Source organism: Xenorhabdus santafensis (assembly GCF_033949405.1).
GTDB classification, from domain to species: Bacteria; Pseudomonadota; Gammaproteobacteria; order Enterobacterales; family Enterobacteriaceae; genus Xenorhabdus; species Xenorhabdus santafensis.
Map to the genome: position 1 here is coordinate 115,503 of NZ_VCDN01000019.1, position 21,173 is coordinate 136,675.

Genomic DNA, 21,173 nt, shown 5'->3' on the forward strand with positions numbered 1-21,173 from the left:
AAACACAAAATATCTGACTATAAACAACGTATTATGGAAATTGAATAAATATCAATAAAACTATCGGTAAAGATAAGCAAAGCGAGAGCATGAATGGTTTCGATTTGGGCAATTTTAATAAATTTAAACTGAGCATTTTGGGTTCATAATAGATTATAAAGTCACGCAGCCTAATTTCAAAAACGATCTCTCCCGCCCTGAATTATGACAAGCCCGTTTAACGGCAATACATCCGAAAAAGCCTCGCCAAATGTTCTCCTGCGGGAGTAAGCTTTGTATCCTTGCGTTGAATCAGGCCAAAGATGGCAAACGGGAGTTGTTCTTCAAGGTTTAAAGCCACAAATTGCTGGTCAAACTGTGCCTCGGCAACCACATCCACTGCCACAATAGTGACAAAATCACTGGCAGCGACCAAACTCATGCAAGCCATCAACGTTTCACAGGTAACACTAAAAACGGGTGGCGTTTCCAGTAATGAGAAGCTCTCAAATAACCGGCAATAATAGGTGCCTTTCGGTGTTGGCATTGTCCAATTGCAGCCCACTAACTCTTCTAAAGAAGTTGCATTCGCTTTGGGATGGCCTTTCCGGACAATCACTTTGTACTCTTTTTCCATCAGTTTTTCGAAATTTAATTCAGCGTCCAAGCTGCCGGGATAATAGGTATTCACTGTAAAATTCAATTCGCCTTGCCTGAGTAGAGGCAGCATCGTTAATAGTTGTCCTTCAACAATTCTTAATTTGACTTTAGGATAATCACGATGAAATTGTGTGATCACTTTAGGCATAATGGTACGTGTAATACTTCCCGCAATGCCAACATTAACAACCCCGTCAAGCAAACCAACTCTTTGCTGAATATCTTCCTTTGCTCTTCGAAGTTCTTCAAGTATCAAATTGGCGCGTTGCAAAAAACTTGTTCCACATTCAGTTAAATAGATCCCTTGGTTGCTGCGTATGAATAAAGTTGCCCCCAAGGAGTCTTCTAACTCCCGCATTGATTTAGTTAAAGCCGGTTGTGAAAGTGAAAGAGAACGGCTCGCCGCCCTGATACTGCCATAACGGTTAATTGCAACAAAAGTGCGTAGTTGATTGAGTTTTATAGGAGTAGCCATATTTATCCCTTATGATAACTTTTAATTATATAGGCAAAGTTAATTGCATCTTATTTAAATGGGTTTTATTGACTAAATTGAAAGCTGAAAAATAAAAGCTGTGCAAAGTTAATTGGTTAAAAATTTAATTAAATGATAAGCCGAGAAAATAAACTTTAAATTAAGTTATTTAATTAATTTAAAGCCGCAATGGATAAATAAATTTCATTATCCATTGGCTTTAAATTACAGCGTAGTCAATGAGGCCGGAATTTAAAAGCCAAACTTTATAAAAGAGATATTATTATGAGTAATTTATTAAGTGAATCTATTCAGCAAATAACTGGGCAATTAAAAAATTGGCGTCGGGATTTCCATCATTTTGCCGAATCTGGTTGGTTTGAATTCAGGACTGCGACGATTGTTGCAGAGGAATTACACCGTTTGGGCTATAGCCTGAAAATGGGGAAAGAGGTTATTAAGGCCGATGCACGAATGGGATTACCTTCAGAACAGGCATTGCAGGAGCAAGAGCAGCGAGCAATTAAGCAGGGGGCATTGGCTGCATGGTTGCCACATTTTTCAGGAGGATTTACCGGCATTGTCGCGACACTTGATACCGGAAAACTGGGGCCGACGCTGGCTTTTCGGGTTGATATGGATGCGCTGGAGCAGAATGAGGAACAAACCCATGCGCACCGTCCTTATGCTGACGGTTTTTCCTCTTGTAATGCCCATATGATGCATGCCTGTGGGCATGATGGGCATACTGCAATTGGTTTGGGGCTTGCCAATATATTGAAAAAGCACGAAAGCCAATTGACCGGAAAAATTAAATTGATTTTTCAGCCCGCGGAGGAAGGAACCCGTGGCGCGAAATCAATGGCAGAAGCCGGCGTTGTTGATGATGTCGATTGCTTTATCGCTATCCATATCGGCCTTGATGTGCCGCAGGGGGAGCTGGTCTGTGGCAGTGATAATTTTCTTGCAACTACCAAGATAGATGTGACCTATTCTGGTGTCGCTGCCCATGCTGGCGGTAAGCCGGAAGAGGGAAAAAATGCGTTATTGGCCGCCGCTCAAGCCGCTTTGGGGCTATATGCAATTCCGCATCATAGTGAAGGCAGTTCCCGAATTAACGTGGGCGTGCTACAGGCAGGAATAGGGCGCAATGTGATCCCTGACCATGCTTTAATGAAAGTAGAAACGCGGGGTGAATCCAATGAAATCAACGAATTTGTCTACAACCAGGCTCTCAATATTATCGCCGGGGCAGCAAAAATGCAGGAGGTTGAATATAAACTGGAATTAATGGGAGCGGCTCAAAGCAGCCAGCCCAGCCCCCGTTGGGTCGATTTCATTTATCAGCAGGCGCAGCGATATGTCCCTGAACTTTCATCTGTCGTCAGAAGCCGCAAGCAGCCCGCGGGTTCGGAGGACGCAACCTATTTTATGGAGCGGATAAAAGAACGCGGCGGGCAAGCCACCTACCTTATTTTCGGGACGGAGTTGAGTGCCGGTCATCACAATGAACGGTTCGATTTTGATGAGAACGTGATGGCAACAGCAGTGAAAACTTTAGCAACCATCGCCTTGCACCTATCTGATTTTGAGGGCTGAAAATCATGAGTGATACAATTATTCCTGCCAATAAAGGCCCGGAAGGTATTCTTGGGTGGATAGAAAAAATTGGAAATAAAATCCCAAATCCTTTTGTTTTATTCGTTTATTTAACCTTTATTTTAATGGTCGCGACGGCGGTTTTTTCTTGGTTTGATTTGGCCGTGAATAATCCGACCAATGGCGAGCTGGTCAAAGTTAAAAACCTGTTAGGTGCGGAAGGAATACAGTGGATATTGCCCAACATCGTTAAAAATTTCAGTAGTTTTACACCGCTCGGTGCAATACTGGCATTGGTAATTGGGGCCGGTCTTGCAGAAAAAGTCGGCCTGTTGCAAGCCCTTATGTATAAAATGGCGGCCGGGATCCACAAACGCTACGCCAGTTACATGGTGCTGTTTATCGCCTTTTTCAGCCATATTTCTTCGGATGCCGCGCTGGTTATTATGCCGCCGTTGGGAGCCTTGATTTTCATTGCGGTAGGACGCCATCCTGTAGCGGGTTTATTGGCTGCGATTGCGGGTGTGGCTTCAGGATTCACTGCGAACCTGTTGATTGTCACCACAGATGTTCTGCTATCCGGGATCAGCACGGAAGCGGCTAAAATACTTGATCCCAATTTACAGGTCAGTGTGATTGATAACTGGTATTTTATGGCGACATCCGTGATTGTGCTGACAGTTGCCGGGGCGATTTTAACGGATAAATTTGTTGAACCGCGTTTACCAGCATGGGAAGGCAAGAATGACGAAAAGCTGGAGAAACTGACTCCGCAACAAAACCGTGGCTTGTTGATGACTGGCCTGTCTGCACTCATTTTCATTGTTATTATGGCGCTGCTGGTTGTCCCAGAGGGAGGATTGCTGCGTGATCCTCAAACGGGTTCCGTCATTCCATCGCCATTTATAAAAGGGATCGTACCGGTCATTATTCTGTTTTTCTTCGTGGTTTCGATTACTTATGGCATATCCACCAAACAGATAAAAAAGCCCAACGATATTCCTGAATTACTGGTTGATCCGATGAAAAATATGGCCGGATTCATCATCATGGTTTTCCCTCTGTCTCAATTTGTTGCTTTTTTCAACTGGAGCAACATGGGTAAATTTATTGCGATAGGGTTAACCGATGTGCTGGAAACTTTAGGTATGACGGGTGTTCCTGCTTTTATCGGGTTGATGTTTTTATCTTCCTTACTATGCATGTTTATCGCGAGCGGTTCTGCCATTTGGTCGATACTGGCACCTATTTTCGTACCGATGTTTGTTTTGTTGGGTTTTCATCCCGCCTTTGCGCAAATAATCTTCCGGATCTCTGATTCTGCCGTATTTCCTTTGGCGCCGCTGTCACCGTTTTTGCCGCTCTTTTTAGGGTTTCTCCAGCGTTACTATAAAAATGCCCAACTCGGTACTTACTACACCTTAATACTGCCTTATCCGCTGGTATTTTATGCTGTCTGGATACTGCTGCTGATCGGGTGGTATTTTGCCGGGTTGCCGATTGGGCCGGGGATGTATCCACAGTTACAGTGATGGTTATTGGCGCTGGCTGTGATAGCCGATTGGAAAAATTGGAGAAAAGGAAAGCGAAGGAACGCAGCCAACAAAGCTGCATCTGGATAATAGCTTTGTTGGCTATCAATAAAATAGAATTCGGCTTTCTTAATTGATGGTGATTTTTTTATAATCCATTCCATCACTGGAAATAAAATTTATCTTTCCAGAAATTAATGAAAAAAAATTAAGAGCATTATTATTCAAAAAATAATTTGGTTACTCGATGTAGTGTTACCTGTTATTTTAATCTTCATCGAATTTAACCCATTCTGTAGTTTTGGTAGAATTAATGGCGCTGGATATCCGGTTATTAGTAAACGTATCCCATTCACGCTCTAGAGCGCTCTTATCAGGTTGAATAGCAGGAAATTCAATGCCTATTAAATCATCCAAATATGAAGTTTGATATACTTTTGGGTGAAACCACTCGAATCTACCATAATCAACTTCTTTTTCTAGATGTTGTTGATATTTTTCCGATGTATTTTTTTTATTGTAGTCAGGGCGATCTATCCAATGACGAAGAGGAGCCGTATTTAACAACTCGGAGAAATTTACTGTTCCCAAAGACGCTTTTACGGGGATACGTAATTCATCGGCCACTATTTGAGCAAGATGATTTTTTCCTGCATGGCATGCAATTAATCTGATGCTTTTAACTTCCGGATATTTTTTCAATAAAATTTTTACTGATTTAGTAAAATTTTCCGCACTCATGTTCTTAGAACCTGGCAGTTTTCCCCTAAAAATTGGGCAGCCAAGAGCTGAATGCCCCATAATATTGAGCCTGGGCCCTTTTATTCTTTTCGGATTGTCAAAAAAATACTGGAATTTATCCCCATTACATATCCGTGCACCTCCATCATATACCTGCAATTGGGTTGTATTCTCAATCCTTTGGTTCTCAGACATATTATGGACTGATGTCCAGGTGTGCCGATATTGCCCCATAATTCCCCCTGATTCTTTAAGATATTATCAATTGTGACTTGCTGTTAATCAATAAAGTTCCGCTTCAAGTAGATAGTGTTTAATTTGCATTTAAATTTAGCGATGCATTTTATGCATGCTGCATTTCTTATTTGCATTTCATACAAGGTTAAAAAAATGTAAATATTTATACCGGCTGGCCTTTAAAATCTACAAAAAATAAGAGGTTATTTATAATGAACAAACAAAGGCTCATGCGGCAAATTATTGTCGCCATTCTGCTTGGCATTATTACCGGTTGGGTTTTTCATTATTACCTTGATGCTAACCAAACCAAAGAAGTGGCTTCCTATATCAATATCATCACTGATATTTTTCTGCGTTTGATTAAAATGATCATCGCACCCCTCGTATTTGCGACAATTGTGACCGGCTTGTTATCAATAGGCGGCTCAACCTCTGTCGGGCGGATCACGGTGAAGGCGATGATATGGTTTATTATCGCAGGGCTAGTTTCGCTCGGTATTGGTATGTTGATGGCGAATCTGTTCCAGCCCGGCGTTGGGATTAATGTGGCAGTTGCACCGCAGGAAGAAGTAAATACCGGTCTCAACACCAGCGGGTTTTCACTGAAAAGCTTTATCAGCCACATATTCCCGAGTAGCTTTGCCTCTGCAATGGCAAATAATGAAATCTTGCAGATTCTGGTTTTCTCAATATTTTTTGGTGCGGCACTGTCATACATCAACCAGAAAAGTCAGAAAACAAGCCCTATCGCGAGCTTGATCGAAGATTTGGCTCGCATTATGTTTCGTATCACAGACTACGTGATGTCATTCGCACCTATAGCTGTGTTTGCAGCCATAGCTTCTGCGGTTACCGTACAGGGGCTGGGATTGCTTTATGATTACGGCAAGCTGATTGGGCTTTTCTACCTTGGCTTACTTTTACTTTGGGCTATTTTGTCGGCGGTAGGTTTTTTCTTCCTTGGCAATGGGATGTTCTCGCTGATGAAATTGATTCGGGAGCCGGTGGCATTGGCCTTTGCAACAGCAAGCAGTGAATCTGCCTATCCCAAGACCATGAACGCACTGGATCAATTTGGCGTACCGAAAAAGATCTCCAGTTTCGTATTACCGTTGGGCTACTCTTTCAACCTTGATGGCTCGATGATGTACCAATCCTTTGCTGTGCTCTTTATCGCTCAGGCTTATAACATCGACTTAAGTGTTGCAGAACAAATCTTGATTATGCTGACGCTGATGATCACAAGTAAAGGTATGGCGGGTGTTGCGCGTGCTTCGGTCGTAGTTGTTGCGGCGACACTGCCCATGTTCAGTTTACCTGAAGCAGGCATTTTGCTGATCCTTGCCATTGACCAATTCCTTGATATGGGGCGCACCGCAACGAACGTTGTTGGTAACAGTATCTCCACAGCCGTCATTGCCAAATTGGAAGAAAGGCAGGGCAGCGACGAACAGGAAATGCCGCAAGGTGAAATTTCCCGCCAAGAAGTTTGAAGGTACTTGCTGTAATCATGGAGTGGATTAATCATAGGTCGAATACAGCAAGTTAACTTGGTGACAGGCTGGTGGTCAGGTTAGGCTGCCCACCTTTTTTTCATATATTGCCAAAACCGCTCCGACGACGGATTAAGCCGAGAGTGCGTCCGATAAATAAAAACGCCCGTTTTTATTGACGCCTGTTTTGGCTCCAGCAGGCACAACTTTTGTTTTCTCAATTCGTCACGTATTGAATAATCAGGTAGCCAGCCAACACCGTGACCATCCAAAATCATGCGTTTGAGCAGCTCACTCATGGAAGAAACACAAAAATAAGTAAACTGATCACTGAAATTTTTTTCCAATAATTGATTCACCTGACGGCCCATATAGCTCTCATCGGCGTATTTCATCAGTGGCAAAGGTGCATTTCCCAGCTGGTACAACGGCTTTCCACCGGGATCGCAGCCGGAAACAAGGTATAACCGAGCATCCAGCACCTTGTGATAAAGAAACGGGGAAGTCATTAAATCGCCATTAAAAAAAGAGAGAATAAAGTCACTTTTACCATTTTTAATATTATTAACGGCTTCATCAACATCAATGGATTCAATATTAAACACCTTATCGGGTTTTTCAGAGAAACCAGAAATCAGTTCGGGTAAAAGAGAGATAGAAATCGAATGGGCTGCTGCGATATTAATCTTATATTTAGATATTTCTCCTCCTTTTATTTTCCCAATTTGATGTTCTATATCGCTAAGTAAATTTCTGGCATAAACAATAAAGCCCCTTCCTTGTAAAGAAAGTTGCAAAGGATTCGAATTGCGGTTGAAAATTTCAAATCCGACGGCATTCTCAAGCGCTTTAATCCTTCTGCTAAAAGAAGATTGCGAAATATTCCTTCGCTCTGCGGCAAGCGTAAAGCTGCGTAGCTCCTCTAACATGACAACATCATATAACCATTTCAACTCAATATTATTAAGCATAAATAAAATCCAATTATTTACTAATAGGCATAAAAATAATGTATGCAAATAAAGCATAGCACATGGAAATATTGCAATTACTAATTGTCATCACTATGCCATCATAACGATTATTTTATGAGGTGGCATATGAAAAAAATAATTGGCATTCTTGGCGGCATGGGGCCGGCTGCAACAGTTGATGTAATGGATAAAATAATTAAAAATACACCGGCAACTTGTGATCAAGAGCATATTCCTGTTATTGCTGTTTCATTTCCCGACATTCCTGATAGAACGGCGAGCATACTTTCTGGCGGCGAATCACCATTAAATAAAATGTTAGTTGCATTGAGAATATTAGAATCAGTAGGTGCGGAATGTATTATTATGCCATGCAATACTGCGCATTATTGGTATAAAGAATTAAATGAATCAACCAAAGTTCCATTTCTGAGCATAATTGATAGCACTTGCAATAAAATTGTAAATGAAGGAATAAATAATGTAGCTATCCTTGCTACCAGTGGAACAATAAAAGCCGGGCTTTATCAAAATAGATTAGAAAGAGAAAATATAAACGTTGTCATCCCTGATGAGATTCAACAAAGTACTATTATGGAAAGTATTTTTTCTTATAAGGGAGGGGATGCAGAACGAGCTTATAGGCTAATGAAAACGGTTATAACACAGCTTGAAGATATTGGCGTTGAAAAATTTATTATGGGGTGCACGGAAATACCGCTTATTCTTGATCGGGAGAAAGACAAAAGTAGATATATTGATGCTACGGAGGAATTGGTTAAAAGAGTGGTGGAATGGAGTTATCAGGATAAGGCGGTTATTGAGTAAAGAAATTATGATTTGCTTTGCTATGAACAGCGCATACTTGTTAGTGATATTGCTAGCTCCAGTTCTGCGGTATTGGATTTGACAGAATCTAAGCTCCCGCTTAGCATCAACTTCAGTGATTCACGTTGGTTGCCCGGTTGTGCATCAGGATAGATGCGAATATGTATTTCTCTGTCGATTTTTTCTTTGACTTCGTTGGCGAATTGGATCAAGTTCTTATGAAGCGCATAGCTGTGGTTCTGATTATGACTGAGCCTAAGTGTTGTAACGGCAAAACCCGGCATTGAACTCAGAGCAAATCTCGCGCCAATTCCAATTGCTGTACTCAAAAATTTTTTATTTTTCCATTTTCTTTTCTGTAATAAATATTAGTTTTTTTATATTTATTTGTGCGCGAACAGTAAATCATTGCTAACGGATGAGATAAATATAAAACTCATTTAATTGATTATTATCAAAAAAATAAGTTATAGATTTATTTATCTGATTTGTATCTCCTTTAATTTACTTTTATTAATTAGTTATTCGAGTAAGCACATTAATTATTCTTAATTCAGCCATCACTACCTCAATTGTTCTGTTGTGAATTGGCGCTTCAATAGGCATATCCTGGATGATGGCAAAGGCGGTTTACCGCAGAGGTCAATCATGAAACAAACTTGGCGTTGGTATGGCCCGACAGATCCCATTTCATTGGTTGATATCCGTCAAACGGGCGTCGCGGGGGTAGTGACGGCGTTGCATCATATCCCCAACGGTGAAACTTGGCCCATTGAGGAGATAGAAGAGCGTAAGGCGTTGATTGAATCTCATCAGCTTGAGTGGACGGTGGTGGAAAGCGTGCCTATTCATGAGGAGATTAAAACGCACACGGGAAAATATGATAAGTGGATTGCCAATTATCAGCAGACGTTGCGTAATCTCGCTGCCAGTGGGATTAAAACGGTGTGCTATAACTTTATGCCAGTTCTGGATTGGACTCGCACGGATCTGGAATATCAATTGCCTGATGGTTCAAAGGCGCTGCGTTTTGATCAAATAGAATTTGCCGTTTTCGATATTTATATTCTGCAACGTGAAGGGGCAGAAAAAGATTATAACGAGCAAGAAATTACTCAGGCTAAGGTTCGCTTTGCAACAATGAGCGAAGCAGAAAAACAAAAATTGATAAAGACGATCATTGCAGGGCTGCCCGGTGCGGAAGAAGGTTATACCTTGGACGAATTTCGCCAGCAACTGAGGCGTTATTCAGATATTGATAAGGCTAAATTGCGTGATCATTTTGCCTATTTTCTGAGAAAAATCATACCAGTTGCAGAAGAAGTTGGGATCAAAATGGCAGTTCATCCCGACGACCCACCCCGCGAGATTTTAGGTCTGCCGCGCATTGTTTCTACATTGGATGATATGCGCTGGCTAGCCGAAACCGTGGATAGCCATGCCAATGGTTACACGATGTGTACCGGAACGTACGGGGTGCGCGCAGATAATGATTTGGTGAAAATGATCACATTGTTTGGTTCCCGGATTCATTTTCTGCATCTGCGTTCCATCTTGCGTGAAGAAAACCCGCGAACATTCCACGAAGCGTCCCATCTTGCCGGTGATGTGGATATGTATGCTGTGATCAAAGTGATCGCAGAAGAAGAACATCGTCGGTTGCTGGCGGGTGAAGATCACCTTATCCCGATGCGTCCCGATCATGGGCATCAAATGCTGGATGATTTGAAAAAGAAAGTGAATCCAGGTTATTCGGCGATTGGTCGCCTTAAAGGATTGGCGGAATTGCGCGGCCTTGAACTGGGTATTCACCGTGCGTTTCATACTATGCCCAATGGATTTCAAGTTGCATCGAGGCGGCAAAGGAGTGAGTCCCCGGGAGCATAGATAACTATGTGACCGGGGTGAGCGAGTGCAGCCAATAAAGAGGTAGCTTGAAAGACGACGGGTATAAATAAGGCGGTGCATGATGGAAAATAATCTTATCAACAACATAAAGCCCGCTCTGTTTCCCAACTGGACAGCAGAGCGGCTGACCACACGTATTGTACATCTGGGTTGTGGTGCATTCCACCGTGCGCACCAGGCTCTGTATACACACCATCTATTGGAGCAAACGGGCAGCGATTGGGGATACTGTGAAGTTAATTTGATGTCACAGCAGGGCGCTTTGCTGGTTGAAAACCTAAAAAAGCAGTCAATGCGCTATACCGTTGCAGAAAAAAATCAGGGTGTAACGACATTAAACATCATCGGTTCGGTAAAAGAGGCGATGCATCCATTAATTGATGGTGCGCAGGCCATTATTGAAAAAATGGCCCGTCCGGATGTGGCTATTTTCTCTCTGACTGTGACGGAAAAGGGCTATTGCATTGATGCTGCGACAGGGCAGTTGGATCAAAATAATCCATTGATTATTGCTGACTTGGCGTGTCCAACTTCTCCACGTTCGGCGATTGGTTATATGACTGCGGCATTAAAGCTGCGTTTTGAACGCCAGTTATCGCCAGTCACGATTTTGTCGTGCGACAACGTGCGGAAAAATGGGCAGATTGCTCGCCAAGCTGTGTTGGAATTAGCGCGTTTACAGGATGAAAAACTGGCGCAGTGGATTGAACAGCGCGTGACATTTCCTTGTACGATGGTTGATCGCATTGTGCCGGCAGTGTCAGAGGAAACGTTAACCGAAATCGTCCAATTGTTGGGATGGAAAGACGCTTGTGCCGTTGCTTGTGAACCTTTCCGCCAGTGGGTCATTGAAGATAATTTTGCCAATGGGCGTCCGGATTGGGATCGGGTTGGGGCGCAGTTTGTGGAAGATGTTACCCCCTTTGAGACGATGAAGTTACGCATATTAAATGGTGCTCATTCGTTCCTTGCCTATTTGGGATATTTGGGGGGTTATGCACATATTTCCGATGCCATGACAAATCCGGATTATCGTCGGGCTGTGCATGCATTGATGCTGAATGAACAAGCACCAACGCTATCGATGCCGGAAAATACAGATTTAGCCAGTTACGTGGAGAAATTGATCGAGCGGTTTAGCAATTCCTCTTTAAAACATCAAACATGGCAAATTGCGATGGACGGCAGCCAGAAACTGCCACAACGTTGGCTCGATTCGGTTCAATGGCACATTGAGAAAGGCAGCGATTACCGACACTTGGCATTAGGTATTGCAGCATGGATGCGTTATGTCAGTGGGGTGGATGAGCAAGGCCAGCCCATCGATGTGCGTGATCCACTAAAAGCGGTTTTTGCCGCGATTTATGATCGGCATGGGCTTCCTGTTGCCGCCGTTAAAGAATCGGTTAAGAAATTGGTTGAGGAGTTATTGGCGATTGAATCGATCTTCGGTAATAAACTGATTAAAAACCGTGATTTTGTCGAAAATATCATCCATGCGTATCAACAATTACTGGGGGTCGGAGCGCGTCGGGCAGTTGCAATCCTTTCAGTCCAAGATGAAAACCGTTGAATAAATAAGTCAGGTAAGGATTAAAAGATGCGAGCCGTAAAAATTGCCTTGATCGGCGAATGTATGATTGAGCTGAATGGCGAGCCATTTGGTGCAATGACCCAAAGTTACGGTGGCGATGTACTGAATAGCGCGGTTTACCTTGCCAGAGCGGGAAAAGGTTCGCTGGATGTTCATTTTGTCACGGCAATGGGCGTTGATCCTTTGAGCTACGGCATGATCACTCGCTGGCGGCAAGAAGGCATTGACACCTCTTTGGTGTTAACCGATAGCGCGCATCAACCGGGTTTGTACCTGATACAGCTTGATGAACAGGGTGAACGCACGTTTCTTTATTGGCGCAATAACTCCGCGGCTCGTTATCTATTGCGACATGTCGATTACCCTAAGATTTACCAACAATTGGAGAAAATGGGTGCGCTTTATCTCAGTGGGATCAGTTTGGCGATCTTACCCGAAGAAGATCGCCAACGGCTGCTCAATGACCTGCAAAAGTTATCTTCTCAAGGCAAAACCATTTTCTTCGACAGCAACTATCGCCCAGCATTATGGGAAAGCGCAGCACAAGCCCGCGAGAGTTATCAGCAACTCTATGCCATCACTGATATCGCTTTAGTGACTGATGATGATGAAATCCAGCTTTGGGGAGATGTTTCGACTGGCGCTAATTTGGTGAGTGAAATTTTTAATCGTCTGCAAAAAATGGGCGTCAAACAAGCCATTATCAAAGCGGGGGCGCAGGGCTGTTTTTATCGTGATTTACGTGAGCAGACTGAAATACAGCATATTGCGGCACCCCCGATTGCGACAGTAATTGATACCACTGCGGCGGGGGATGCCTTTAATGCCGGCTTTATTGCCGGGCTGCTGAATGGGGAATCTATTGAGAATGCCGCGTTAATGGGGCATCAGTTGGCTGGGGTTGTGATTCAGCATAAAGGGGCGATTGTTTCTAAAATAGCAACACAGCAGGTAACAGGGTGTTTTAGTGTTCAAAACTTCCATAAAAAGTAGCATTCACCCTGCTTATAACGATGAAGTTTATATAATGAATTTGATAATCTTATATAACCAATTGTGTTAAATGGCTATTTTTAACGGCCTGCAATTGTTTTTGCGAATGTTTTCATATTAAAAATAATAAGGATAAATGCAATTAAGACAATGAATCCTGCTATCAATGTGCTATTCAATAATCCATATTTATCGACCAGATAACCACCGGAAAACGCGCCTAAAGAGATTGAAATGTTAAAAAATGAAATATATAAAGATGTGGAAATTTCTATTAATTTAGGAGATGACTTTATCATCCAAGTCATTAATGAGACAGAGACTCCTCCATAAGATAAACCCCAAAGCAATATCACTATTGAACTGCCAATGTAAGAAGTTCCTAATATCGGGAATAGAAGAATCGAAGCTGTTAAGCCAATCGAAATTAAAATTATAGTGAGAATGATATTTCTGGCGGAAATAATACCAGCAATGAAATTACCAATAATTCCAAAAATCCCATACATAAACAAAATAGGGCCAACCCAATAACTTGGAAATTCAGCAACAACTTGAAGTAATGGTTGTACAAAGGTATATGCCATAAAATGACCACTTACTATGAAAAGTGTTATCAGAAGCCCTATAATAATTTTTTTATTCACGACCACTTCAGCATATTTCTTTAACGTTATTGAATCTGATATCGGTAGAGAAGGCAGTGATTGATAAAGAAGAAGCAACACGATAGCCGCAAAAATAGCAATACAGAAAAATGATATTCTCCAGCCAAATGCATCACCAATAAAAGCGCCTATCGGCACACCAAAGACAGAAGCTGCGGCAACTCCACCAAAAATAATCGATGTGGCAAATCCGACCGAAGAAGGGGCAACTAAGCGTGACGCCAAACCTCCGGCTATGGCCCAAATCCCTCCCATGCAGAATCCCACAGCAATGCGTGCAGTTAGGAGAAAAGTTAGGCTAGTCGATATTCCAGATACTATATTTGCAATAACAAGCAAAAGCATAAGCAGGCACAAGATCTTTCGACGATCCATTCCACCGGAAGCAAGAATAATCAAGGGTGCGAACAAAGCCGCAAACAACGCAGGTAATGAAATCATTAATCCGGCAATGCCCACGGATATACCAAGTGTTTCTGCTATAGGTTTTAAAAGCCCTACGGGTAACATTTCTGTGGTTACAACTGCGAATGTTGACAATCCTATGGATGAAACAGCAAACCACGGCCGTGCAACAACATGGCTATTGTTTTTAGCAGATATCATTTTATTTCCTTCAGCATTATGGCTGGTTTTTTAGTAAAAATAATTTATTACACAGGATATTATGAATATATCTAAATATATTATGGTGATAAACTAGGCTTCCGTGGTAACTGTGGGGACAAATTGTGTCAAATCGAATTCTTATTAATAATATTTCTGACATGCTTATATTTGTGAAAGTAGCGGATGTCCGTAGTTTCACTACAGCAGCCCAATTACTGGGAATTTCACGTTCTGCGGTAGGAAAAAGTATTAATCGTTTAGAAGAACAACTTTCCAGTCGCCTTATATATAGAACCACCCGCAGTATTAATTTGAGTGAAGAGGGGCTGATATTTTATGAGCACGCTTTAAAAATTATTGCCGAAGTAGAAGAAATAGAAAATACATTAAATAAGAGAAATCAAACACCCCAAGGGCGTTTACGTATTGATCTTCCCGTTTCTTTCGGGCGTATGCATATGATTCCTATTCTTTTCGATTTTTTATCAACATGGCCAGAAGTGGAAGCTGAAGTGACTTTTTCTGATAGTTACAGTGATCTGGTACGTGATGGTATTGATTTATCCATTCGTATCGGCGGAAATGATGACAGTCGCCTTATACGCAAAGTTCTTGCTCCACATAGGTTGATTACTTGTGCTTCCCCGCATTATCTAAAAAAGAAAGGTATTCCAGAATATCCGGAGGATTTGCTAGATCATGATACCTTGCTGTTTTTACATCAAGGAACGCCCGTTCCATGGCACTATAAAATTAATAGTCAGCATCATGATTATCGGCTAAAAGGCAGAATACTCTTTCATAATGTTGAAGCATTAAGAGATGCAGCATTAGCGGGGTTTGGTTTGATTCAGGTCGGTGCATTTTTAGTTGGGGAACAAATAATGAAAGGAGAATTGATACCTGTTTTAGAACCATTTTGCCGAGATGAAGAACCTGTTTGCGCAATATATCCGACAAGGCACCACCTTTCTCCCAAAGTCAGAAAATTCATCGAGTTCATTGAGAAAAAATGGGAAGGCAAAGCGATTTGGGAATCAATATAATTTAAATTATAGTTTTTTATACAGCCATTTCGCTTTTTTTGGGTCGCCACACCAATACAAGAGAGAGCTGAAAAATTAAACCACCTTACCGATGGCTTAATTCACAAACTCTGTATGTTTCCTTTAAACAATCTTAACCGCCGTCCCCGATACGGTAACCATCAACATACCGCCATTTTTCCCGACAGTTTCATAGTCAATATCAATGCCGACAACCGCATTGGCACCTAAGGTTTGAGCTTGTGCATTCATTTCTGAAAAGGCGACTTCCCGTGCATTTTTCAATGCTTTTTCATAAGCGCCTGCGCGCCCGCCGACGATATCTCTGATCCCGGCAAAAATGTCCTTCACAATATTGACCCCAAGAATCGTTTCTCCTGTGACGACACCCAGATAATCTGTGATGGTATAGCCTTCCAATGTGGATGTTGTTGAGTTTTTCATAATCTCTCCGTTTGATATTTCAGGTCATGCTTAACGATTTGGGCAGGGCTTTAGCCGAATAAGCTGCACTTTAGTGTTGTGCTTGATGTACCAGATATTTTTTGCCCATGTCAATGTGTAAGTGAAACCGGGATAACCTGATGATTACAGGGAAATTACGACTGTAGTATTAATGATACTGCGGGTTACAGGGTGTTTTTTGTTTAAAGAACCCATAATAAGTAAGAAACTACCCTGTTTATGATCTTGATTTTTATATATTAGCTACGCATTCCACATAAAACGATAGCGTCCTTCTATTAACCGCCATTTAATGCTTTCAGCTGGTTTTAAGACCATAAAAACCAGCCTATTGGCTTGTATTTTATTAAATCCCATATAGTTATAAGAACCTTCGCTTTTCTCAATTGGAGACAATTGGACTACTTCATTTTTTCCCAATGGATAAGATACATTCACAGCACGCTCGATGAGTGGAATTCCTCCTCCTCTAATACCAGAGACTGTGGCAATGTCTAAAATAAGAGGAATATCAGGCCGAAATTTGGGGGCATTGAGTAATTTTTTTCTGTAATGGTCAATATCAGCACTCCTACAGGATCTCCCCTGAAATTTACTGCAAGGCAATGATATTTTTCTTGTTCGTTAATACTTTCATTTAGTGTTCTATCTACTCTTTCCTGTATAGATTGAAAAATACCACAAGAGTATATACACCTGTTATTCCAATTTGTTAGCTCCATATCCTTTCTTTCTTTTTTGTTCAAATTGAGTTTCCATTTATCATTTTCTATTCTGAATTTTATGAGTTTTGATAGTTCATATACTCTTGATAACGAAATTTTTCAGAAACTCAAGTTGTCTCTGATGCATCCAATAATATCATTATCCTATCTTCAATGAAGGAGTTGCAGATAACCGCAACTCCTGCAACGCAGTAAACGTTAGCCAACTACCTCAACATTTTCTCTTTTCACCAGCCCATAAACCACAGCAGTCAATACAGTACCGGCCAGAATCGCCCCCAAGTAAGTCAACACTGGAGTAATTGCTCCCGGTATCAGCAACACAAACAGCCCGCCATGCGGTGCCATCAGTTGTATGCCAAAGTACATTGAAAGTGCCCCTGTTACTGCGCCGCCCAGAATGCAACTCGGCAGTACTCTGACCGGATCTTTTGCCGCAAATGGAATGGCACCTTCGGAAATAAAGCACAGCCCCAGTACCAACGCCGCCTTGCCGCCTTCGCGCTCGCTTTGATCAAACTTGCTCCGCATCATCACGGTTGCCAGCCACATTGCCAGCGGTGGCACCATTCCTGCTGCCATGATTGCCGCCATCGGGCCATAAGTCTGGGCACTAAGTAAGCCGACGCCAAATGCATAAGCGGCTTTGTTGACCGGGCCGCCCATATCGGTACACATCATGCCGCCAAGGATTGCGCCGAGGATAACGGCGTTGGTAGTGCCCATTGATTTCAGCCAGTGAGTCAGCCATTCCATAATCGAGGCGACGGGTTTACCCACAACGTAAATCATGATTAAGCCGGTTGTTAACGTTGCCACAAGCGGAATGATTAAAATCGGTTTCAATGCTTCCATGCTTTGCGGCATGTGCAGTTTGGTGGTCAGTAATTTGGCAATGTATCCCGCGAGGAAGCCGGCGATGATCCCTCCGAGAAATCCGGCTCCCGTGCTGACGGCGAGCATGCCGCCGACAAGGCCGGGTGTCAGCCCGGTGCGGCCGGAGATAGAGTAGGCGATGTAACCCGCGAGTACAGGAACCATCAAGGCAAGTGCGGAGCCTCCGCCGATTTGCATCAGTGCAGCCGCCAGCGTGCCGGGCTCTTTAAACGCTTCGATACCGAACACAAATGACAATGCAATGCACAAGCCACCCGCGACGACCATCGGCAACATGTAGGAAACACCGGTCATCAGGTGTTGATAGGCGCCGAGGCTTTCCTGTTTTTTGTTATTGGTTTTTGTGGAATAGCCGGAATGATCGGATACGGCAGCGTTGCCTTTGGCGGTATATATTTCGGCTTCGATTAGTGCCTTATCCAGCTCTTGGGCGGTTTTTTTCAAGGCTGCGCCTGTGGAAGTTCGGTAGAGGCGTTTGCCGGAGAACTGGGTGAGGTCGACGTCGATATCCGCCGCTACGATGACTAAATCTGCGCCTGAGATTTCTGTCTCGGTAAGGGTGTTGCCTGCTCCTACCGAGCCTCGGGTTTCCACTTTGATTTGCCAGCCGCGTTTTTGTGCTTCTGTCTCCAGAGCCTTGGCTGCCATAAACGTGTGCGCAACTCCTGTCGGGCAGGCTGTGATGGCGACAATATTGACGGGTTTTTGCAACGTGGCATCGGAGGTGTTTTGCTGCTGATAAACAGTAGCCTTGGTTTTGGCTTGGAGAAGAAACGTGTCTGGTTCGCGGATCGCTTGTTCTGCCCGGCCGATAAAGATTTTTTTGCCGTGTAGGTTGAGGGAGGTTGGTGCAGTTTCACCGATGATAATCACTAATTCAGCATCGTCCAGAACTGAGGTGAAGGCCATTTCCTGCCTGGTGGCTGCGTTTTCCAGTGTGTGTTTGGCGAGGTAAGCGCGTGCCTGTCCCTGTTTATCGTTATTGATAATGAGCGTTTTCATGCGATGTCCTTCTTGTTATTTTTCGGGTTCTGTTTTTGGATCGACGGTTTTTTTAATGAAGTCAGCTCTACTTTTGCCATCAATTGGGCGAGTTGTTGGCGGTTGATATTGCCAACGTTGCTTTGGCTGACGGTCATGGCCGATATCGCTGTAGCGAGACGTAGCGTGTGCTCGATGGGTTGCCCCATCATCAGGCCGTAAATCAGGCCACCGACCATTGCATCTCCTGCGCCGACAGTGCTGACGATTTCACAATGCGGTGGTTTGGCGAACCACGCTCCCGCTGAATTGACCAGTATTGCGCCTTCTTCTCCCAGTGAGACGATGACATGAGAAATCCCGGCGGCGCGCAGTTCATGGGCGGCGGTGATGATATCTTGCTGTGTCGGTAACGGCCTGCCAGCCCAGATTTCCAGTTCCTGACGGTTCGGTTTGACCATCCAGGGTCGGGCCTTGAGCCCGGCCGTCAGGGCTTCCCGGCTGCTGTCGAATACGACGCATATGCAGACTTCACGCAACCGTTGCATCCAATCGATGAAATCATCCAGTTCGACACCCGCTGGCAGACTGCCGCTCACGCAGACCATGTTGAAATCGCGGAGCCATTTGAGGGAGGTTTCGGCGAAGTGCTGCCATTCTTCTTTGCTGACGCTGAACCCAGAGAAATTAAAGTCGGTGACGAGCCCGCTCTGCTCAGTAAGTTTGACGTTGATGCGGGTTCGTCCTTCAACTATCTGGAATCGGTTGGAGATCCCCAACTCTGTGAAGACTTTTTGGAAGCTGGTTTGATTATCTTTGCCCAGAAAGCCGCCTACGGTAACGTCAATATCGAGTGCCCTGAGGATCTTGCCAACGTTGATGCCTTTGCCGGCTGGGTATAATCCGGCGGTCTGGATGCGATTGACTTCACCGGTTTTGATATCTCCGGTTAACCCGACCAAATCATAAGCGGGGTTCAGGGTGATGGTTGCTACTTTTTTACTCATGCCATTTCCTCGCCCAAGTTGTTGTTGATAAAGGATTCAATAGCGATGAGAACGTCCTTGGCATCAGAGCCGATGGCGCTAAAGCGAATGTGCTCGCCTTGTTTTACACCCAATCCTGCAACTTGCATCAGCTTGCGGCCATCAATGGGAACGCCATTGCCATCAAGTGGGGTGATGGTGACCTGACTGCTGAATTGTTTGATGATGTTGACCAGCAGGGCACTGGGGCGAGTATGCAATCCATGTTCATTAGGTAGGATGAAATCGGCGGTCAGTGCGCCTGTTTCTTGTGGCTCTTGTGATGTGCCCGTTGTCAGTAAGGCAATGATTGCGGTGCTATCCGGTGCGCGTAACAATCGTTCTCCCTCGCCGTGTTGTAGCAGCGTACTGAGATGATTGAACAGATTGTCCAGTTGATCATCTATGCAGGCGATGGTCAGAAGCAGGCCTACGGATTGTTTATCAAAGCTAAAAGGGATTTTGGGTCTGGCAATGGCGACAGCATTGCGCAAGTTCCCCTGTGAACTGTCACTTAACCAGATCCCTTGCCCAAGGTATATCGGTGGTTTAGCGAAGACATCGGCAATAAATTCCGCACTTACCGCGTTGTTTTTTTGCAAATGGGCGATATTCAGCGCCTGCAAGATTGTCAGGTCGTGTGTATCAACATCCAGAGTGATTGTAGTTTTGTCCAGCAGGCCGGGCGGTTGTGAATGCATCAATAAACGATATAGCTCATCCGCTGAAGTTGCTTTTGTCATCTGGCTTGCGCGCTGCTCATCGCTGATGATGGGGATCAGCTGATGTAGAATGCTGAGGTGTTCGTCGGATTTTGCGGCGATACCAATAACGATATAGACGGTTTGATTATCATCCCACGGAATGCCGTTCGGGAATTGCATTACCTGTACGCCAGTGTTGATCACATCATCGCGTGTTGCGTGAGTTCCATGTGGAATGGCAATGCCGTTACCCAGATAAGTTGAAGAATGAGCCTCACGTTCCAACATCCCTTTTACATAGCCTTTTTGGGTATAACCTGCCGTGTTCAGGGCATTGGCAACTTGGTAAATGGCATTTTCTTTGCTATCGGCCTGTGCCGCCAGATGAATATCTTGGAATGATAAACTAAACATCGACTTTAACCTCACTAGTCACTTCATTTTTAAGCTGTTGCCTGGTTGGTAGCGCTGCAACTTGGGTTCGATTCTATTAATTGAAACGATTCAGCTTTTTGGGTAAAAATGAAACCGCATGAATTAACATTATTTTCATCATCGGATAAGCCAAATGGTTTTATACTGAGATTGTACTAATGCCAGAAAGTACCGATATAAAATAGTTAAGAATTTAAATAACATCTTTATCAGCAATAATTTGGCATTGTTATCAATTGCTTGTTGATATTTAAATATATAAATGGGTAATTCTATATCTTGTTTTTTTGAGAAAATATCGATAAACAGAGAGAGTGTAAAGTAAGGTTTTGAATTATTTTCTTAAATGGTGATAGTGATCTTAATTATTTCTAATTGTGTGAGGGTTTTTATTATCAATCTGGTGATTGAAACAATATGGAATTATTTCTCATCTATATACACGTAGCATTATCTTGAAAACACCACCTTTAACATTAAATCAATTTTTTGTGATGAATGTCATGTATTAGTAGTATTTTTATATATCGCATAATATGCCTAATCTAATAAAAAATTAAAGGCTATTTGTTTATGCAACAAATAGCAAAGAAAGGAGGGAA

Annotated in this window: 18 protein-coding genes; 8 read left to right on the plus strand and 10 right to left on the minus strand. The window is 43.2% G+C overall.

What is annotated here, in order from left to right; translation table 11 throughout:
* Nucleotides 1–217 precede the first annotated feature (217 nt).
* Nucleotides 218–1,114 (minus strand): LysR family transcriptional regulator, encoded by an 897-nt coding sequence (locus FE392_RS06040; protein ID WP_319929324.1) that lies wholly within the window; start codon nt 1,112–1,114, stop codon nt 218–220.
* 285 nt (nt 1,115–1,399) lie between these two features.
* Here FE392_RS06040 and FE392_RS06045 point away from each other — a divergent pair, with 285 nt between their 5' ends.
* Both FE392_RS06045 and abgT read left to right on the plus strand, forming a co-directional pair.
* On the plus strand, nt 1,400–2,713 hold the full coding sequence (locus FE392_RS06045) for a M20 family metallo-hydrolase (RefSeq protein ID WP_319929325.1): 1,314 nt from the start codon (nt 1,400–1,402) through the stop codon (nt 2,711–2,713).
* 5 nt (nt 2,714–2,718) lie between these two features.
* The gene (abgT, locus tag FE392_RS06050) at nt 2,719–4,245 is read left to right on the plus strand and encodes a p-aminobenzoyl-glutamate transporter (RefSeq protein ID WP_319929326.1); all 1,527 of its coding nucleotides are present in this window, start codon (nt 2,719–2,721) and stop codon (nt 4,243–4,245) included.
* A gap of 267 nt (nt 4,246–4,512) precedes the next feature.
* Here the strand turns inward: abgT and FE392_RS06055 are convergent, their stop codons facing one another.
* Complete coding sequence (locus FE392_RS06055) at nt 4,513–5,220, minus strand: hypothetical protein (protein ID WP_319929327.1); 708 nt, start codon at nt 5,218–5,220, stop codon at nt 4,513–4,515.
* A gap of 215 nt (nt 5,221–5,435) precedes the next feature.
* Here FE392_RS06055 and FE392_RS06060 point away from each other — a divergent pair, with 215 nt between their 5' ends.
* Entirely contained in the window at nt 5,436–6,719 is a 1,284-nt protein-coding gene (locus tag FE392_RS06060; protein ID WP_319929328.1) for a dicarboxylate/amino acid:cation symporter, read from the plus strand.
* An 80-nt stretch (nt 6,720–6,799) separates the two neighbouring features.
* Here the strand turns inward: FE392_RS06060 and FE392_RS06065 are convergent, their stop codons facing one another.
* Nucleotides 6,800–7,690 carry a LysR substrate-binding domain-containing protein gene (locus FE392_RS06065; RefSeq protein WP_319929329.1) on the minus strand — a complete coding sequence of 297 codons (891 nt, stop codon included), beginning with the start codon at nt 7,688–7,690 and terminating at the stop codon, nt 6,800–6,802.
* A 129-nt stretch (nt 7,691–7,819) separates the two neighbouring features.
* Between FE392_RS06065 and cuyB the strand changes: the two genes are divergently transcribed.
* Nucleotides 7,820–8,521 (plus strand): cysteate racemase, encoded by a 702-nt coding sequence (gene cuyB, locus FE392_RS06070; RefSeq protein ID WP_319929330.1) that lies wholly within the window; start codon nt 7,820–7,822, stop codon nt 8,519–8,521.
* A 20-nt stretch (nt 8,522–8,541) separates the two neighbouring features.
* Here cuyB and FE392_RS06075 read toward each other — a convergent pair whose 3' ends face one another.
* A complete protein-coding gene (locus FE392_RS06075) occupies nt 8,542–8,850 on the minus strand; it encodes a type 2 periplasmic-binding domain-containing protein (protein WP_319929331.1) in 309 nt (102 codons plus the stop codon).
* A gap of 319 nt (nt 8,851–9,169) precedes the next feature.
* Between FE392_RS06075 and uxuA the strand changes: the two genes are divergently transcribed.
* The 3 genes from uxuA (at nt 9,170) to FE392_RS06090 (ending at nt 13,016) form a co-directional block, all read left to right on the plus strand.
* Nucleotides 9,170–10,408 (plus strand): mannonate dehydratase, encoded by a 1,239-nt coding sequence (gene uxuA / locus FE392_RS06080; protein WP_319929332.1) that lies wholly within the window; start codon nt 9,170–9,172, stop codon nt 10,406–10,408.
* 82 nt (nt 10,409–10,490) lie between these two features.
* Entirely contained in the window at nt 10,491–12,002 is a 1,512-nt protein-coding gene (locus FE392_RS06085) for a fructuronate reductase (RefSeq protein WP_319929422.1), read from the plus strand.
* 27 nt (nt 12,003–12,029) lie between these two features.
* Complete coding sequence (locus FE392_RS06090; RefSeq protein WP_319929333.1) at nt 12,030–13,016, plus strand: sugar kinase; 987 nt, start codon at nt 12,030–12,032, stop codon at nt 13,014–13,016.
* A gap of 80 nt (nt 13,017–13,096) precedes the next feature.
* Here FE392_RS06090 and FE392_RS06095 read toward each other — a convergent pair whose 3' ends face one another.
* Entirely contained in the window at nt 13,097–14,290 is a 1,194-nt protein-coding gene (locus tag FE392_RS06095; RefSeq protein WP_319929334.1) for an MFS transporter, read from the minus strand.
* Nucleotides 14,291–14,451: 161 nt separating this feature from the next.
* On the opposite strand from FE392_RS06095, the gene FE392_RS06100 reads away from it, so the two are divergent.
* Nucleotides 14,452–15,339, plus strand: a complete 888-nt coding sequence (locus tag FE392_RS06100) for a LysR family transcriptional regulator (RefSeq protein ID WP_319929423.1) — start codon at nt 14,452–14,454, stop codon at nt 15,337–15,339.
* A gap of 123 nt (nt 15,340–15,462) precedes the next feature.
* Here FE392_RS06100 and FE392_RS06105 read toward each other — a convergent pair whose 3' ends face one another.
* The 5 genes from FE392_RS06105 to fruB all read right to left on the minus strand — a co-directional run bounded on the left by FE392_RS06105 (nt 15,463) and on the right by fruB (nt 20,550).
* Nucleotides 15,463–15,783, minus strand: coding sequence for a heavy metal-binding domain-containing protein (locus FE392_RS06105; protein ID WP_319929335.1), 321 nt, complete (start codon nt 15,781–15,783; stop codon nt 15,463–15,465).
* A gap of 264 nt (nt 15,784–16,047) precedes the next feature.
* The gene (locus tag FE392_RS06110) at nt 16,048–16,410 is read right to left on the minus strand and encodes a hypothetical protein (protein WP_319929336.1); all 363 of its coding nucleotides are present in this window, start codon (nt 16,408–16,410) and stop codon (nt 16,048–16,050) included.
* 317 nt (nt 16,411–16,727) lie between these two features.
* A complete protein-coding gene (gene fruA / locus FE392_RS06115) occupies nt 16,728–18,428 on the minus strand; it encodes a PTS fructose transporter subunit IIBC (RefSeq protein WP_319929337.1) in 1,701 nt (566 codons plus the stop codon).
* On the minus strand, nt 18,425–19,414 hold the full coding sequence (gene fruK, locus FE392_RS06120; RefSeq protein ID WP_319929338.1) for a 1-phosphofructokinase: 990 nt from the start codon (nt 19,412–19,414) through the stop codon (nt 18,425–18,427). Before fruK ends, fruA begins: the two co-directional genes overlap by 4 nt.
* Nucleotides 19,411–20,550 (minus strand): fused PTS fructose transporter subunit IIA/HPr protein, encoded by a 1,140-nt coding sequence (fruB, locus tag FE392_RS06125; protein WP_319929339.1) that lies wholly within the window; start codon nt 20,548–20,550, stop codon nt 19,411–19,413. The genes fruK and fruB overlap by 4 nt, the downstream gene beginning before the upstream one ends.
* Nucleotides 20,551–21,173 lie beyond the last annotated feature (623 nt).